The organism is Amycolatopsis sp. NPDC059021 (genome assembly GCF_042739895.1).
GTDB lineage: Bacteria > Actinomycetota > Actinomycetes > Mycobacteriales > Pseudonocardiaceae > Amycolatopsis.
Genome location: NZ_JBHYIQ010000044.1, coordinates 59,064 through 75,238, shown reverse-complemented (window position 1 = coordinate 75,238; position 16,175 = coordinate 59,064). Strand labels below are relative to the sequence as shown.

At 70.2% G+C, this 16,175-nt stretch carries 19 protein-coding genes; 6 read left to right on the top strand and 13 right to left on the bottom strand.

The annotated features are described in order from the left end of the window. Positions 1-63 precede the first annotated feature (63 nt). From ACFWX1_RS25200 to ACFWX1_RS25190, 3 genes are all read right to left on the bottom strand, one after another. Entirely contained in the window at positions 64-1,014 is a 951-nt protein-coding gene (locus ACFWX1_RS25200) for a PLP-dependent cysteine synthase family protein (protein WP_378328626.1), read from the bottom strand. A gap of 3 nt (positions 1,015-1,017) precedes the next feature. Beyond that, a complete protein-coding gene (locus ACFWX1_RS25195; protein WP_378328627.1) occupies positions 1,018-1,290 on the bottom strand; it encodes a MoaD/ThiS family protein in 273 nt (90 codons plus the stop codon). A 69-nt stretch (positions 1,291-1,359) separates the two neighbouring features. Then, entirely contained in the window at positions 1,360-1,767 is a 408-nt protein-coding gene (locus ACFWX1_RS25190; protein WP_378391214.1) for a Mov34/MPN/PAD-1 family protein, read from the bottom strand. A 119-nt stretch (positions 1,768-1,886) separates the two neighbouring features. On the opposite strand from ACFWX1_RS25190, the gene ACFWX1_RS25185 reads away from it, so the two are divergent. Then, positions 1,887-2,267, top strand: a complete 381-nt coding sequence (locus ACFWX1_RS25185) for a hypothetical protein (RefSeq protein WP_378391212.1) — start codon at positions 1,887-1,889, stop codon at positions 2,265-2,267. Positions 2,268-2,270: 3 nt separating this feature from the next. Here the strand turns inward: ACFWX1_RS25185 and ACFWX1_RS25180 are convergent, their stop codons facing one another. The 5 genes from ACFWX1_RS25180 to clpS form a co-directional block, all read right to left on the bottom strand. Then, positions 2,271-2,777 carry a DUF2017 family protein gene (locus ACFWX1_RS25180; protein WP_378391210.1) on the bottom strand — a complete coding sequence of 169 codons (507 nt, stop codon included), beginning with the start codon at positions 2,775-2,777 and terminating at the stop codon, positions 2,271-2,273. Between the two features lies 1 nt (position 2,778). Continuing rightward, positions 2,779-3,018, bottom strand: coding sequence for a hypothetical protein (locus ACFWX1_RS25175; protein ID WP_378391208.1), 240 nt, complete (start codon positions 3,016-3,018; stop codon positions 2,779-2,781). 31 nt (positions 3,019-3,049) lie between these two features. Further along, complete coding sequence (locus tag ACFWX1_RS25170) at positions 3,050-4,057, bottom strand: P1 family peptidase (protein ID WP_378391206.1); 1,008 nt, start codon at positions 4,055-4,057, stop codon at positions 3,050-3,052. Between the two features lie 76 nt (positions 4,058-4,133). Then, positions 4,134-4,691 carry a DUF2017 domain-containing protein gene (locus tag ACFWX1_RS25165; RefSeq protein WP_378328631.1) on the bottom strand — a complete coding sequence of 186 codons (558 nt, stop codon included), beginning with the start codon at positions 4,689-4,691 and terminating at the stop codon, positions 4,134-4,136. After that, a complete protein-coding gene (clpS, locus tag ACFWX1_RS25160) occupies positions 4,688-4,987 on the bottom strand; it encodes an ATP-dependent Clp protease adapter ClpS (protein WP_345390945.1) in 300 nt (99 codons plus the stop codon). Before clpS ends, ACFWX1_RS25165 begins: the two co-directional genes overlap by 4 nt. A 75-nt stretch (positions 4,988-5,062) precedes the next feature. On the opposite strand from clpS, the gene ACFWX1_RS25155 reads away from it, so the two are divergent. The 3 genes from ACFWX1_RS25155 (at position 5,063) to ACFWX1_RS25145 (ending at position 7,682) form a co-directional block, all read left to right on the top strand. Next, entirely contained in the window at positions 5,063-6,367 is a 1,305-nt protein-coding gene (locus tag ACFWX1_RS25155) for a nicotinate phosphoribosyltransferase (protein ID WP_378391204.1), read from the top strand. 12 nt (positions 6,368-6,379) lie between these two features. After that, a complete protein-coding gene (locus tag ACFWX1_RS25150) occupies positions 6,380-6,958 on the top strand; it encodes an isochorismatase family protein (protein WP_378391202.1) in 579 nt (192 codons plus the stop codon). Positions 6,959-7,034: 76 nt separating this feature from the next. Further along, the gene (locus ACFWX1_RS25145) at positions 7,035-7,682 is read left to right on the top strand and encodes a bifunctional 4-hydroxy-2-oxoglutarate aldolase/2-dehydro-3-deoxy-phosphogluconate aldolase (protein WP_378391201.1); all 648 of its coding nucleotides are present in this window, start codon (positions 7,035-7,037) and stop codon (positions 7,680-7,682) included. Positions 7,683-7,686: 4 nt separating this feature from the next. Here ACFWX1_RS25145 and ACFWX1_RS25140 read toward each other — a convergent pair whose 3' ends face one another. Then, positions 7,687-8,355 carry a choice-of-anchor P family protein gene (locus ACFWX1_RS25140; protein ID WP_378391199.1) on the bottom strand — a complete coding sequence of 223 codons (669 nt, stop codon included), beginning with the start codon at positions 8,353-8,355 and terminating at the stop codon, positions 7,687-7,689. Between the two features lie 177 nt (positions 8,356-8,532). Here ACFWX1_RS25140 and ACFWX1_RS25135 point away from each other — a divergent pair, with 177 nt between their 5' ends. Both ACFWX1_RS25135 and ACFWX1_RS25130 read left to right on the top strand, forming a co-directional pair. After that, a complete protein-coding gene (locus ACFWX1_RS25135) occupies positions 8,533-10,584 on the top strand; it encodes an ATP-dependent DNA helicase (RefSeq protein ID WP_378391197.1) in 2,052 nt (683 codons plus the stop codon). Positions 10,585-10,640: 56 nt separating this feature from the next. After that, the gene (locus ACFWX1_RS25130; RefSeq protein ID WP_378391195.1) at positions 10,641-10,973 is read left to right on the top strand and encodes a hypothetical protein; all 333 of its coding nucleotides are present in this window, start codon (positions 10,641-10,643) and stop codon (positions 10,971-10,973) included. 685 nt (positions 10,974-11,658) lie between these two features. Here the strand turns inward: ACFWX1_RS25130 and ACFWX1_RS25125 are convergent. The 4 genes from ACFWX1_RS25125 to ctaD form a co-directional block, all read right to left on the bottom strand. Beyond that, positions 11,659-12,063, bottom strand: a complete 405-nt coding sequence (locus ACFWX1_RS25125; RefSeq protein ID WP_378391193.1) for an OsmC family protein — start codon at positions 12,061-12,063, stop codon at positions 11,659-11,661. Positions 12,064-12,099: 36 nt separating this feature from the next. After that, entirely contained in the window at positions 12,100-12,879 is a 780-nt protein-coding gene (locus ACFWX1_RS25120) for a peptidyl-tRNA hydrolase (RefSeq protein ID WP_378391191.1), read from the bottom strand. Then, positions 12,876-14,105, bottom strand: a complete 1,230-nt coding sequence (gene serB, locus ACFWX1_RS25115) for a phosphoserine phosphatase SerB (RefSeq protein ID WP_378391189.1) — start codon at positions 14,103-14,105, stop codon at positions 12,876-12,878. Before serB ends, ACFWX1_RS25120 begins: the two co-directional genes overlap by 4 nt. Before the next feature lie 255 nt (positions 14,106-14,360). Beyond that, positions 14,361-16,142, bottom strand: coding sequence for a cytochrome c oxidase subunit I (ctaD, locus tag ACFWX1_RS25110; protein ID WP_378391187.1), 1,782 nt, complete (start codon positions 16,140-16,142; stop codon positions 14,361-14,363). Between the last annotated feature and the right edge of the window lie 33 nt (positions 16,143-16,175).

The following is a 16,175-nucleotide window of genomic DNA, read 5'->3' as shown; positions in this document are numbered from 1 at the left end:
CCTTATGGGCGTCTGACGCCCGTAAGGTGGCCTTGACGGCGCTTCGAAGAGTGGGGGGCGGAGCTAGGCCCAGAGCTGGCCGTCGAGGCGTTCGGCGGCTTCGTCGAGGGAGCCGGAGTAAGCACCGGTGGACAGGTACTTCCACCCGGCGTCGGCGACGACGAAGGCGACGTCGGCGGGCTCACCGCGTGCTGCCGCTTTCTCGGCCACGGCCAGCGCCGCGTGCAGCACCGCGCCGGTGGAAATCCCGGCGAAGATGCCCTCGTGCTCCAGCAGTTCGCGAGTGCGGCGCAAGGCGTCGTACGCACCGACCGAGTACCGTCCATTGAGGACGGACGGATCGTACAGTTCGGGCACGAACCCCTCGTCGAGGTTGCGCAGCCCGTAGACCAGCTCCCCGTAGCGCGGCTCGGCGGCGATGATCTGCACCTCCGGCTTCGCCTCGTGCAGATACCGCCCGACGCCGACGAGCGTGCCCGTCGTGCCCAGACCGCCGACGAAGTGAGTCAGTGTCGGCAGGTCCTTCAGCAGCTCGGGGCCGGTGCCGCGATAGTGCGCGTCCGCGTTGGCCGGGTTGCCGTACTGGTAGAGCATGACCCAGTCCGGATTGGCCTCGGCCAGCTCCTTCGCGCGGCGCACGGCCTCATTGGACCCGCCCGCCGCCGGGGAGAACACGATCCGCGCGCCGTAGGCCTGCAACAGCTGCTTGCGCTCGGCCGAGGTGTTCTCCGGCATCACGCACACCAGGCCGTAGCCCTTGAGCTTCGCGGCCATGGCCAGCGAGATCCCGGTGTTGCCCGAGGTGGGCTCCAGGATCGTCGACCCGCGCCGGAGTATGCCTTCGCGCTCGGCGGCCTCGATCATGGCCAGCGCGGGGCGGTCCTTGATCGAACCGGTCGGGTTGCGGTCCTCCAGCTTCGCCCACAACCGGACGTCGTGGGTCGGGGACAGCCGCGGCAACCCGACCAGCGGAGTTCCGCCGAGCGCGTCGAGCAGGGACTCGAAGCGAGCCATGGCTCAGCCGCCCGCCACGGCGGGGAGGATGGTCAGGGTGTCGCCGTCCTTGACCTCGGCGCCGAGACCGCCGGCGAAGCGGACGTCCTCGTCGTTGACGTAGACGTTGATGAAGCGGTGCAGCTTCTCCTCCTTGACCAGGCGCGCCTTGATCCCCGCGTGGCGCGACTCGACGTCGTCGATGACCTCGAGGACGGTGCTGCCCGCCGCCTCGACGGACTTCTCGCCGCCGGTGTGGGTGCGCAGGATGGTCGGGATGGACACGGTCACGGCCATGGGTTCTTACCTCCGGTGGATTCTCTCTCGCAGACGTTCGGGAAGGCCCGCTTATTCCGGCTCGGGGAGTCAGTCGACGATCTCGACCGGCTCCTCGGTGATTTCGGCGTCCACGATGCGGTACGAGCGGAACTCGTGTGTATCGGGGTCCCTGGTGGACACGAGCACGTAGTGCGCGTCCGGCTCGGCGGCGATGGACGCGTCGGTCCGCGACGGGTAGGCCTCGGTAGCGGTGTGCGAGTGGTAGATGACCACCGGCACCTCGTCGTTCGCGTCCATTTCCCGGTACAGCTTCAGCAGGTCGGCCGAGTCGAACTCGTAGAACGTCGGCGACCGCGCCGCGTTGAGCATCGGGATGAACCGCTCGGGACTGTCCGAGCCCACGGGACCGGCGATCACGCCACAGGCCTCGTCGGGGTGGTCACGACGGGCGTGGGCGACGATTTCGTCGACGAGTTCACGGCGAATCCGGAGCACAGGGGATATCTTACGTGCTGGACACAACGCGTCCAGATTGTGAGACCTTCGCCTCCCGCCCTGGTCAGGAGCTTCGCGAAGGCTCCCCGCCGGGTCACCGGTTCCGGGACACTGGCCAGGTGCCCCTGTCGTCGAAAGTACGCGACCGCTGCCGGATGTACCTGGGGACCGGCGAGCGGATCCAGTACCTGATCCCCGGGATGTCGATCTCCATCAACCGGATGCGCATGCACGTCGGGTTCCTGGTGATGGTGACCGACCGGCACGTGACGATCCTCGCCTGCAGCCGGTGGCGGCGGAACCGGCCGACGCAGATCTGGGAACGCCTGCCCCGCGCCACCGAGCTCGGCCCGCTCGAGGTCGAGTCGTCACTCGGCCCGGTGCTCTCGGTCGGCGGGATCGAGCTGGAGATCGACGAGGAGTACATCGCGGCCGTCCGCGCGGCGAACCTGGAGATCGCCGAAGGGGCCCTTCCCGAGGATCCACTGCCGGACCTCTGAGCGTCATACGTCGAGCACGACCGGCATCCCCGCGGGTGCGAGCGCGGCCGTGGCGATGCAGCCCTGCAACGACATCAGCCACGCCACCTTGACCTCGCCTTCCCGCTTCGACGAACCGCCCGGGGACGCCCGCCAGCGTGGTTTCCGCAGGTACGACGTCTGTGCGTGGGCCAGCACGATCAGCCAGTCCCGCACGGCGGCGCCGTCGAGCGTGAGCCACGGCTGATCGGGCCAGGCCAGTCGCACCCGCTCCAGCGCGGCCCCGACTTCCTCCCGCATCCGCGTCCCGTGCCGCTCCCGGAACCTGGCGCTCTCCGCAGCGTCGCCGTAGGCGTCGGGGAACAACCGCTTGTCCGGCAAGCGAAGCCGCCGGGGCCGCGGGGCCTCGCGTGCTTCGGCCAATGCCGATTCCAGCTCGGCCAGGATGTGCCGCACGGTGTCCGCCGCGTTCTCCGACATCGCCAGCTGGACCGTGCCGCCGACACCCGTGACCCGGATGTAGTCCTCCACGTCACGCCCTGCGCAGCGTCGCGTGCAGCCCGAACACCTGCAGGTCGGCGACCAGGCGCTCGGCGTCCGGCCCCGGACGCGGCGTCAGCTCCACCGCGCCGCTGCGCTGGACATCCGCGGCCAGCTCGAACCCCAGCTCGGGCGAAACACCCAGCAGCCGGTGCACGACGAACGCGACACTGGAGTGGCTGTTGACGTTGTCGTCGCGGATCTCGACGATCCACTCTCCCCCAGGACTCACGCGGAGGAGATCAGCAGCGCGGCGAAGCGCGTTACAGCGCTTCCGGCCAAGCCTCCGGCCAGACGTCGCGGTAAGCCGGGATCCCGCCCGCGGTGGTCGCCGCCAGCATCCCGTGCACCATCGCCCGTGCGAACACCCGCGCCGCCGCCGAGCTCAGCTCGTTCCACGCCCGCACCCGGGGCGCCCGCTCCGCGGGCAGCTCGCGGTCGCCGGTAGCCAGCGCGAAGACCGTGTCCCCGTCGAACATCGTGTGTGCCGGGCGCACCGCCCGCGCGACGCCGTCCTGCGCGGCGACGGCGAGCCTGCGTGCCTCCGCCTTCGACAGCACCGCGTCGGTCGCGACCACGCCGATCGTCGTGTTCAGATCCGTCGGCCGCGGCGTGATGTCGCCGGGCCGGTCCGGCCATCGCACGCCGAACTCGCCGTCGACCTCGTGATCGGCGGCGAACGCGCGACCGGTACGGAGATCCACGGCCTCGCCCGCCGCGTTGACCACGGCCAGCGCGCCGACGGTGAAATCGCCCACCCGCTCGCTCGCCGTGCCGACACCACCCTTGAGCGAGCCGACGGCCGCACCGGCCCCGGCGCCGACGCTGCCCTGTGCGACGGGCCCTGGCAAGGCCGCTTCGCAAGCGGCGTAACCGAAAGCGGAGTCCGGACGCTTGCCCCACTCACTGCGCGGCAGGTCGAAGATCACGGCGCCGGGCACGATCGGCACGACCTCGTGCGGTTCCCGGCCGACCGGAGTGCCGAGGTTCCGCTCGCCGAGCCAGCGCATGACGCCGTCCGCCGCGGCGAGACCGTACGCGCTGCCGCCGGACAGGCACACCGCGTTGACCTGCTGGACGACGTTTTCCGGCCGCAACAGATCGGTTTCGCGCGTTCCCGGCGCCCCGCCCCGCTGGTCGACCGCGCCCGTCGCGCCACCGGGCACGAGCACGACCGTCGTACCCGTCGCCCAGCCGCCGCCGATCCGCTCGTGGTGGCCGACCAGGATCCCGGGGACGTCGGTGAGCTGGTTCCGCAGCGACGCCGTCATGCGGCGGCCTCGCTCCGCGAGACAGTGTTCAATCCTCTTTGGCGCATGACATCCATGATTCGCTCGCAAGCTTCGCTCATGCGGTGAGCGCCTGGATCAGCGTCTCCTGAACCCAGGTCAGCCAGTGGTACACACCGAGATGCGCCGAGCGCGGATCCTCCTCCGGCAGCTCGTCCGGCATGTCCTCGGTGACGTCGAGCGCGGTACCCAGCGCCAGCCGGACGTCGTTGAGCGCGCTCAGCCACGCGTCGGCCTGCTCGAAGGTCAGCCGCACGTTCCCGCCGTCGCGCGGCAACGTGTCGAGCACGGTCTCGGCGACGCCGACCTTCAGGTCCAGCAGCTCCGGCTCGTGCAGCGACCGCATCGCGGCGGCGGAGTCGAGCTCCTCGCGCGTCGGGTTGTCCGGGTCGAGCCGGTGGAAGTCCGGCAGCAGCCGGGAGAGCACCGGGTCGTCCGGGGACTCCGTCGGGCCGGTGCGGATGCCGGTGAGCTCGGCCAGCTCGTCCTGCGGCGCCTCCTCGGCACGCGCGCGCAGCATGTCCTCGAGCTGGCTGACCAGCCCGCGCAGGACGGCGGCTTCCTGCTGCTCGAACCCGGCGACGATCGTTTCGCCCTTACGGCGCCAACCGTTCACGAGGGCTGTTCCATGGTCGCCCACAGCCCTGCCGCGTGCAGCTTCGCCACGTCGGTCTCCACCTTCTCCTTCGAGCCCGACGAAACGATCGCCTTGCCCTTGTGGTGCACGTCCAGCATCAGCTTGGTCGCGTGATCTCTGCTGTACCCGAACAGCTTCTGGAAGACATAGGTCACGTACGACATGAGGTTGACCGGATCGTTCCACACAATGGTCCGCCACGGTTTGTCCGTAGCGGCGTGCTCCACTCCGGCGGGCTCGACCTGCGTCTGTTCGGAGGCGACTGGCGTCGACATACACACCATGGTGTCACGGAGCCGACAAGGTACGCCGTGCCAGGTCCGGCCGTGTGGGTGAATAGGGTGGCTCCTATGGGTTCACCGGAGCCGGGCACCGGCGCCAGCACGGCGCTGCTCACCGACCACTACGAACTGACCATGCTGAGCAGCGCGCTGGCCGACGGCACGGCCGAGCGTCCCTGCGTTTTCGAGGTTTTCGCACGCAGGCTGCCCGACGGCCGCCGCTACGGCGTCGTCGCCGGCACGTCCCGCGTGCTCGACGCCATCGCGGACTTCCGCTTCACCGACGCCGAACTGGCGCAGCTGGAAGCCACCGCGGTCGTCGACGACGCGACGCTGTCGTGGCTCGCCGACTACGAGTTCTCCGGCGACATCGACGGCTACCCCGAGGGCGAGCTGTACTTCCCCGGCTCGCCGATCCTCACCGTGTCCGGCAGCTTCGCCGAAGCGGTCGTGCTCGAGACGCTGGTGCTGTCGATCCTCAACCACGACAGCGCCATCGCCTCGGCCGCGGCCAGGATGTCCGGCGCCGCGCACGGCCGGCCGATCATCGAGATGGGCGGGCGGCGCACCCACGAGTACGCCGCCGTCGCCGCCGCGCGGGCCGCCTTCCTGGCGGGCTTCGCGACGACGTCCAATCTGGAGGCGGGCCGCCGCTACGGCATCCCCACCCGCGGCACCGTCGCGCACGCGTTCATGCTGCTGCACGACAGCGAGGAAGCCGCGTTCCGCGCGCAGGTGAGCAAGATGGGCGCGGACACCACGCTGCTGGTGGACACCTACGACATCACCAAGGGCATCGAGACCGCGGTCCGCGTGGCCGGACCGGAGCTCGGCGCGATCCGGATCGACTCCGGCGACGTCGGCCCGCTCGCCCGCAAGGCCCGCGAGCAGCTGGACGCGCTCGGCGCGAAGGACACCCGGATCGTCGTCTCCGGTGACCTGGACGAGCACGCCATCGCGGCGCTGCGCGCGGAACCGGTCGACGCGTACGGCGTCGGCACCTCGGTGGTCACCGGCTCCGGCGCGCCGACCGCGGGCATGGTCTACAAGCTCGTCGAGGTGGACGGCAATCCGGTGGCCAAACGCAGTGCGCACAAGGAGTCCCGTGGCGGCCGCAAGTCCGCGATGCGGCGGCTGCGCAGCACCGGCACCGCCGTCGAGGAGGTCGTCTGGACCACCTCCGCGCCCGCGCCCGAACGCGGCCCCGACGACCAGCTGCTGCAGATTCCCCTGGTCCGGGCCGGGCGCACGGTGGATGATGTGCCCACGCTCGACGACGCGCGGCAGCGGCTGCGCCGAGGGCTGGTGAGCCTGCCTTGGGAGGGCCTCAAGCTCTCGCACGGCGAGCCCGCGATTCCGACGCTCTTCCTCTAGGAGGTTAAGACCATGGCTACCACGCTGATCGTGGTCGACGTGCAGAACGACTTCTGCGAAGGGGGATCGCTCGGTCTGCCCGGCGGCGCCGCGGCCGCCGCGGCGATCTCGAAGCTGGCCGCCGAAGGCGGTTACGCCCACGTCGTCGCCACTCGCGACTACCACATCGATCCGGGCGACCACTTCAGCGAGACCCCGGACTTCAACCACAGCTGGCCGCGACACTGCGTCGCGGGCACGCCCGGCGCGTCGTTCCATCCCGCGCTCGACGTCGTGCCGATCGAAGCGGTGTTCTCCAAGGGCGAATACACCGCCGCGTACTCGGGTTTCGAGGGCAAGTCCGGGGACGACAAGACGCTGGAGGCGTGGCTGCGCGAGCACGACGTCACCGAGGTCGACGTCGTCGGCATCGCCACCGACTTCTGCGTCCGCGCCACCGCGCTCGACGCCGCGAAGGCCGGGTTCGCCGTGCGCGTGCTGCTGGACCACACCGTCGGCGGCTCGCAGCCCACCGTGGACGCGGCGCTGGCGGACTTCGACAAGGCGGGCGTCACCTACACCGGTATGGCGCCGGTCCCTCCTGCGGCATGAGCGAAGCTTGCGAGCGAATCATAGACATCATGCGCCAAAAGGAATTGAACACTGTCTCGCGGAGCGAGGCGATCGCATGAAAGAAATCCAACGCGCGCTGGCGAAACACCGGCTCGTCGCGATCCTGCGTGCCGCCGACGCGAGCCGCTTCGCCGAGGCGTCGACCGTGCTCTACGCGGCGGGAATCCGCCTGCTGGAAGCGACCCTGACGACACCGGGCGCGCCGGAGGCGATCGCGAAGATGCGCGCGGACCTCGGCGAGGACGCGCTGATCGGCGCAGGCAGCGCCCGCGAACCGTCCGATGTGGACACAGCGGCGGACGCGGGCGCGGAGTACCTCATCACGCCCACGGTCAACCCGGCGGTGCTGGAACGTGCCGCCGAGCGCGACGTCCCCGTGGTCTGCGGCGCGCTCACCCCGACCGAGATCGACCAGGCGTGGCGGCTCGGCGCGGCGGCGGTCAAGGTGTTCCCGGTCGCCGCCGTCGGCGGAATCGCCTACCTGCGGGCGATCCGCGCGCCGATGCCCGACGTGCCGCTGGTGCCGACCGGCGGCGTCCACCTCGCCGACGTCGAGGGCTACCTCGGCTCCGGCGCGATCGCGGTCGCCGCGGCTACCCCGCTGCTCGGCGACGCGCTCAACCCCGGCGGCAGCCTGCCGGACCTGGCCGCCAGGGCGAGCGAGTTCGTGGCCGCGGCCTCGCGGCACGCGCACTCCGGCTGAGCGCCTACGGCTTCGCCTTGGCTTTGCCGTAGGGATCGCAGCGCGCGGTGCCGAGGTAGATGTCGCCGCTGGCCGGGCCGCCCTTCGGGAACAGCTTGATGTGCAAGGCATGCGTGGTCAGGCTGCCGTCCGCGGGGGAAGGCACGACGCTCTCGTTGAGCGTCACCGTCGCCAGCACCTCGCCCTCCTGACCGGGCACGCTGACGCGGTAATTCGCCGGGATGTTCTCCGGCACCTTGATCCCGGTGACGGTGCCGAGCTGGACGTCACCCAGGCTGCCGTCCTTCGTCGTGCCGCATTTGGCGGAGAACGTCCGGACGGTGAGCGCCGGACCGCCGAACCGCTTGAGCACGTCGGCCTGGAAACGTTTCCCTTCCGCCCGGCCGAGCGCGATCGCGTCCTGGCGCCCGCACGCCGTGTCGCCGCCGCCGAACACCGCGATGTCCCCGGTCGCACCACCCGCCGTGCGTTCGCCGAGCGGGCCGTCGGCAGTGCAGCGAGCCAGCTCGGGGGTGACGATGTGCTGGTCGTCGATCCGCACGTCCACCGATCCGACGGACGCCCAAGCGGTGGAGGTCACCGGATCGGCGTGCGCCGCCTGCGGCACTGCCAGTACTCCCGCCAGCGTGGTCACCGCCAGCACTCGCCCCGTCGTCCTCCTGGCGTTCCGCATCACCGGCCTCCTCGATTTCGTGACTGAACGTGGTTACCCGCCTCGTCATCGGCAGTCATGACCGCCCCCCTGATGGCGGAACGCGGAAGTCACCCGGATGTGTAAGCACACGGCACGAGCGGACCGTTCGCGGCGTAGTGCCGATCCTGACGGTGGTCCGGGCTAGTGTGTGTCGCTGTGCCAGCCCGTGCAGACTTCCCCGGCGTCCTCGAACTCCTCACCCACGCGGTGGAGTCCGTCGGCGGTGCCGAACGGCCGGGCCAGGTCAAGATGGCGGAGGCCGTCGGCCAGGCCATCCGGCGCGGCGAGCATCTGGCCGTCCAGGCGGGCACCGGCACCGGGAAGTCCCTGGCCTACCTCGTCCCCGCGATCCGGCACGCGGTGGAGAAGGAAGCGACCGTCGTGGTCTCGACGGCCACCATCGCGCTGCAGCGCCAGCTCGTCGACCGAGACCTGCCGCGCCTGGCGAAGGCGTTGAAGAAGCCGCTCGGCCGCGAGCCGACCTTCGCGATCCTCAAGGGCCGCCGCAACTATCTGTGCCTGCACCGGCTCGACTCCGGCGCCCCCGAAGAACCCGAGGACGCGCAGCTGTTCGACCCGTTCGCGGTGTCCCGCCTCGGCAAGGAGGTCACGCGCCTGCGCGAGTGGTCGTCCGACACCGAGACCGGCGACCGTGACGAACTGGTCCCCGGCGTCACCGACCAGGCGTGGCGCCAGGTTTCGGTGACCGCCAAGGAATGTCTCGGCGCCTCTCGCTGCCCGATCGGCACCGACTGTTTCGCCGAACGCGCGCGGGCCGAGGCCGGGCGCGCCGACATCGTCGTCACCAACCACGCCCTGCTCGCGATCGACGCGCTCCAGGGCTACCAGGTGCTGCCCGAGCACAGCGTCGTGATCATCGACGAGGCCCACGACCTGGTCGACAGGGTCACCTCGGTCGCCACCGGCGAGCTGACCAGCGCGATGGTCTCGGCCGCCGCGCGCCGCTGCGGCAAGCTCATCGACGCCGACATCGCCGACCGCATGATGGAGGCCAGCGACGGCCTCGCCCTCATCCTCGACGATCTGCCCGCCGGCCGGATGGACGCGCTCCCCCAGCCGCTGCGCGGCGCCGTCCCCGCCGTCCGGGACGCCGCGCAAGCCTGCCTCACCGCGCTCGGCAAGGACCGCAAGGAGGACGTCGACGAGGCCACCGCGCGCAAGCTCGCGCGTTCACTGCTGGAGGAGGTGCACGACACCGCCGTCCGGCTGCTGGAGGCGTTCGAGGACGATCAGGCCCACCAGCGCGACGTCGTCTGGCTGTCGGGCGACCGCTACTCCGCGAACCCGCGTCCCCCGGCGCTCAAGGTCGCGCCGCTGGGCGTCGCCGGATTGCTGCGTGAGCGCGTTTTCGCCCAGCACACGACGATCCTGACCTCGGCGACACTCACCCTCGGCGGCACCTTCGACACCATGGCCCGGCAGTGGGGGCTGCCACCCGGCCAGGACCGCGTCGAAAAGGCCCCGGGCACCGCGACCGACAAGGCACCACCGTCCGACGCCGACGACGGCCCGAAATGGACCGGCCTCGACGTCGGATCGCCGTTCGACCACCGCCGCAACGGCATCCTCTACCTGGCCAAACACCTGCCCTCGCCGGGGCGCGACGGGCTCGCCAAGTCCACAATGGACGAACTGGCCGAGCTGATCGAGGCCGCCGGCGGGCGCACCCTCGGCCTGTTCTCCTCGATGCGCGCGGCCAAACAGGCCACCGAGGAGATGCGGGAGCGGCTCGACCACCCGATCCTCTGCCAGGGCGACGACGCCACGTCCCTGCTCGTCAGCAAGTTCGCCGACGACGAACGCACCTGCCTGTTCGGCACGCTGTCGCTGTGGCAGGGCGTCGACGTCCCCGGCCCCTCGCTCCAGCTCGTCGTCGTCGACCGCATCCCGTTCCCGCGGCCGGACGACCCGGTGTCCTCGGCCCGCCAGCGTGCCGTGGAAGCCCGCGGCGGCAACGGCTTCCTCACCGTCGCCGCCACCCACGCCGCCCTGCTGCTCGCACAGGGCACCGGCAGGCTGCACCGGTCGATCAGCGACCGCGGCGTCGTCGCCGTGCTCGACTCGCGCCTGGCCACCGCCCGCTACGGCGGATTCCTGCGTGCCTCACTGCCACCGTTCTGGCCCACCACGGACCCCGAGGTAGCCCGCGCCGCGCTGCGCAGACTCGACGCGGCCGCGCCCCAGTGATCCGGTGCACACCCGCCAGGTACGGTAAAGGGAACGAAGCAGACAGGGAGCAGCGGTTGTCCCAGGATTCACCCAGCGCGCAATCCCGGACCGTCAGTGTCGATGACACCGGCGTGCGGCGACGTCTCGCCGATGGCAGCGAAGAGGCCGTCACGTGGTCGGACCTGTCTTCGGTGATGGTCAGAGTCATCCCCGACGGCCCCTGGAACGAGGACGTCTTCTTCATGCTCGTCGGCGCCGACGGCAAGGGCACCGCCGTCCCCAGCGGCGACCCGGCGGCCGACGCCCTCATCGAGCGCCTCCAGTCCCTCCCCGGATTCGACAACGAGAAGTTCATCGAAGCCATGACCACCGACGCCGACGACGCGTACGTGGTCTGGAGCGCCTGACCGAGGGGTTGGGTGAGGTGTGCTCGCGGGACGCGCTCGCCCTAGGCCTCGGTCAGGGTGTCTTTTGGGGGTCGAACCCCCAAACCCCCGCCAGGGGGCAAGCCCCCTGGACCCCCGTGGTGGTCACCTCGGCCAGTCAGTCGACAGCGGTCACTTCACACCGTTGACCGGTACAGGCGGTTTATCTGAACGGTATTGCGCGGGAAGGGCCTGCCGCGGGGCGGCAGGCCCTTCCTTTTCGTTGGTGGAGCAGGCGAAGAAGCCGTCAGTCGTAGGCTACCCAGAGTTCCCAGGCGCCCGGCTCGTTCCTGGACGTCGTGCAGTAGTAGTCGAACCAGGAACCGTCCTCTTTGCCTCTCATGCCAGTGACAATGCACATGCCGCCCCCGCTGAATACGCCTTGGAGGACGAATGTCCGCTCAGGCGAGCGGACATCGGCGCTGACACTCCGATGGCTCGCCGAGGGGTTAGGCGTCGCTTGTGCGCTGGTACCCGCGATGCCGATGCAGCCGACGGATAGGAGAGCAGCCGCCGAGGCACGGAACACGGTGCGGGAGCGCAGCCGAACGGACTCTTTCACCATGCGCAATCCAATCTTGTGAATTGGTGCTCTACCGTGGTGTTTTGTCCTGGTGCGAGATGGACGCCCGCAGTGTAGTGAGGTGCCGCTGGGACCGGTCCCGGCTCAGGCAGTGGGGAAGGACTCCGTGACGGGGATGCCCTTCTTCAGGGTGCGACTGACGGTGCACAAACGCTCGATGGCGCGATCCACCGCCCCCGCGAGTGCCTCACGCTGATCGGCGTCGAGTGCCGCGACGTCGACGTCGAAAGCCACGTGCACGGCGTCCAGTTCCCACGCGTCCTCACGGCGATCCGCGGTGACGCCCACGCGGAACTTCGAATCCTCGCCCACCCGCCGCGTGATCAGCTCCTCCGCCGTCACGGCCGCACAACCCGCCGCCGCGATCTGCAGCAGCTCCGCGGGCGAGAACACGCCCTCCTGCCCCTTCCGGCCCAGCCGGACGTCCGCGCCGCGCTCGTTGCGCCCGACGAAGACGTGCTTGCCTTCGCGCTGTACTTCCAGTGCCACTTCGGTCTCCTCGCTCACGTATGCGGCAGAACCCGCTCAACCGCGCGTTTGTTCCGGCGCCCACTGCGCGAGAACCGTGATCGTGCCGGGGTCCACCTCGGTGAACCCGGCGTCCCGCACCGCGATCACCCGATCGCGCCGCCAGCCCTCCGCCGGATCCTCGACCGGGCACAGCTCCTTCCAGCGCGCCACCGACGGCGTCCGCACCGACGTCCGGTACCGCTGCGCGGCCCAGCTCGCGAGGTCGGCCGGATCCAGCAACGCGGCCAAGATCATCGTCGCGTGGCCGACCTGCGCCGCGGCCTTCCCGACCGTCATCGGCACCTGCGGGTTCAGCAGCAGCGACGGCACGCCTGCCAGGGCGGGCCCCGGCTCGTCCGGCGGCAACTCGCTGCCGGAGATCTGCAGCCGCGAGACCTCCTTCGGGCTGTCGACAACCCGGCCGGGCACAAGTGCTCGCGCCTGCGCGCCGTCGATCTCGACGGTCACGCCGGGCAGATCCTGTACGGCCTGCCAATGCGCGCCGCGCGCCCGCCGGGCGACCTTGCGGATGCGGTTGTCCAGCCAGTCGTGCACGGGCTCGGCCCATTCGCCACCCGGCGCCGAACGCTCGTCGAGACACACCGCCAGCGCCGCGGCCGCGGCGGCCTCCAGCAGCGGCGTCCGTCCCGGCGGCTCGGCGCGTTCGATGCGCAGGATCACCGGCATGGCCCGGACTTCGGCCGGGTCCTCCTCGGTGGTGTCCGCGGTATCCGCGGCCGGTAGCCCGAGCCAATACGCGTACCGAGCCGCCAGCGGCTCCAGAACCTCACTCACGGCCGCGCGGGTTCGAGTCCGTCGGCCGCGTCGGCGGCTTCCACCTCGGCCCTGGTGACACCGAGGACGAACAGCACGGCGTCGAGGTACGGGTGCGAAAGCGCGGTGTCGGCGACCTCCCGCAGCGCCGGCTTGGCGTTGAACGCCACGCCCATTCCCGCCGCGGACAGCATGTCGATGTCGTTGGCGCCGTCCCCGACGGCGACGCACTGGCCGAGCGGGATCTCGTACTCCTCGGCGAACCGCCGCAACGCCCTCGCCTTGCCCTCGCGATCGACGACCTCGCCGACGACCCGGCCGGTGAGCTTGCCGCCGACGACCTCGAGTTCGTTGGCGGCCGCGAAGTCCAGGCCCAGATCGTCCACCAGCCGGTCGATGATCCGGGTGAATCCGCCGGACACGACACCGCAGCGGAATCCCATCCGCTTGAGCGTGCGCACGGTCGTCCGCGCGCCGGGCGTCAGCTCCAGCGAATTCGCGACCTCGTCGAGCACGGACTCGGGCAGCCCGGCCAGCAGCGAGACCCGCCGCTCCAGCGACTCGGTGAAGTTGAGCTCGCCGCGCATCGCCGCTTCGGTGATCTCCCGGACCTGCGGCTCGACCCCGGCGTACGCGCCGAGCATCTCGATGACCTCACCCTGGATCAGCGTCGAGTCGACGTCGAACACGACGAGGCGCTTCGCCCGCCGGGTGATCCCGGCCCGCTCCACCGCGACGTCGATTCCCGCCTGCGAGGCCGCGTCGGCCAGGACGGACCGCAGTTCGGCGTCGGCGACCTCGCTGTCCTCGGCGACCGAGACGTACAGCTCCAGCCCGGTCACCGGGTAGTCGGCGACGCTGCGGATGGTGTCGATGTTCGCCCCGACCGAGGCGAGCCGCCGCGCCACCTCGGAGAACGCGCGGGCGGTGACCGGACGGCCCAGCACCACCAGCACGTGCGAGGAGTCACGGCGCCCCAGCGCGAACGGGTCCTCGCCGATCGCCGAGCCGATCCGCACGTCGACCTGCATCCCGACCGTGGCCATCGCCTGCTCGACGGACTCCTGCAGGCCCTCCGGATCGTGGTACACCCCGGCGAGCACCCCGAGCACCAGCCGGCCGCGGATGACGACCTGTTCGACGTCGAGCACGTCGACGTCGTGCCGGGTGAGCACGGCGAACAGCACCGACGAGACGCCGGGTTTGTCGGGACCGGTCGTCGTGATCAGGACGGGAGTCTGGGTCACGGGAGTCTTCCTCGCTGGGGGCGGTGATCTCGGCGAGTCCAGTCTGGCGTCCCGGACCGCGCATGAAGAAGGGGGGGGGGGGGGGGGGGGGGGGGGGGGGGGGGGGGGCCCCGCCCGCGCCCGGGCGCCTGGGGGGGGGGGCGGGGGGGGCTGTGGTCTGGCGCGCGCCGACGGGGCGGCGCCGCTCCCGCTCGAGGCGTGCGCGCTGCCCCGCGCGCCTCGGGCGCCGCCGCCCCCGCCCCCTGTCCTAACGGGTCACTGCTCGCTCGCGTTGTCCTTGTCGTGATCCCCGGGGATCGCCGCCTCGGTCAGCACTTGCGAAGGGGCTTTCGCCTCGCCGTGCACCTTCGGTTTCCCGAAGAAGCCGATCTCGCCTTCGGAGTGAATGCGCTCGATCATGTGCGGATAGTGCAGCTCGAAGGCGGGCCGCTCGGAACGGATCCGGGGCAGTTCGGTGAAGTTGTGCCGCGGCGGCGGGCAGGAGGTCGCCCATTCGAGCGAGTTGCCGTAGCCCCACGGGTCGTCCACCGTGACGACCTCGCCGTACCGGTAGCTCTTGAAGACGTTCCAGATGAACGGCAGCGTCGAGGCACCGAGGATGTACGCGCCGATCGTGGAGATCGTGTTCAGCGTGGTGAACCCGTCCGTCGGCAGGTAGTCCGCGTACCGGCGCGGCATGCCCTCGGCACCCAGCCAGTGCTGGACGAGGAACGTGCCGTGGAAGCCGATGAACGTGGTCCAGAAGTGCCACTTGCCCAGCTTCTCGTCCATCATCCGGCCGGTGATCTTGGGGAACCAGAAGTAGATCCCGGCGAAGGTGGCGAACACGATCGTGCCGTAGAGCACGTAGTGGAAGTGCGCGACGACGAAGTAGCTGTCCGACACGTGGAAGTCGATCGCCGGCGCGGCCAGCATGATGCCGGTCAGACCGCCGAAGAGGAACGTGACGATGAAGCCCATCGAGAAGATCATCGGCGTCTCGAAGGACAGCTGGCCCTTCCACATCGTGCCGATCCAGTTGAAGAACTTCACCCCGGTCGGGACCGCGATCAGGAAGGTCATGAAGGAGAAGAACGGCAGCAGCACGGCGCCGGTGGCGTACATGTGGTGCGCCCACACCGCGACCGACAGCGCCGCGATCGCCAGCGTCGCCCACACGAGGCCCTTGTAGCCGAAGACCGGTTTCCGGCTGAACACCGGGAAGATCTCCGACACGATCCCGAAGAACGGGAGCGCGACGATGTACACCTCGGGATGGCCGAAGAACCAGAACAGATGCTGCCAGAGGATCACCCCGCCGTTCGCGGAGTCGAACACGTGCGCCCCGAGATGCCGGTCCGCCAGCAGGCCCATCAGCGCCGCGGTCAGGATCGGGAAGGCGAGCAGGACCAGGATCGACGTCACCAGGATGTTCCAGGTGAAGATCGGCATCCGGTACATCGTCATGCCGGGCGCGCGCAGGCACACGATCGTGGTGATCATGTTGACCGCACCGAGGATGGTGCCAAGACCCGAGACGACCAGACCGGAGATCCACAGGTCGGCGCCGACGCCGGGCGAGTGGATCGCGTCCGACAGCGGGGTGTAGGCGAACCAGCCGAAGTCGGCCGCGCCACCCGGGGTGAGGAAGCCGGAGAGCACGATCAGGCCGCCGAACAGGTACAGCCAGTACGAGAACGCGTTCAGCCGCGGGAACGCGACGTCCGGCGAACCGATCTGCAGCGGCATGATGAAGTTCGCGAACCCGAACAGGATCGGCGTCGCGTACAGCAGCAGCATGATCGTGCCGTGCATCGTGAACAGCTGGTTGTACTGCTCCTGCGACAGGAACTGCTGGCCGGGACGCGCCAGCTCGGTACGGATCAGCATCGCCATCGCGCCGCCCACCATGAAGAAGGCGAACGACGTGACCAGATACATGATGCCGATCTGCTTGTGGTCCGTGGTGCGGAACAACCGCAGCAGGTACGAACCCTTAACCGTCTCGTGCGCCGGGTATGGGCGCGTGGCGATCGGCTTGGGGGCTACGGCCGTCACTCCTGCCTCCAACACTGCAGCCTTGTGGTGGTC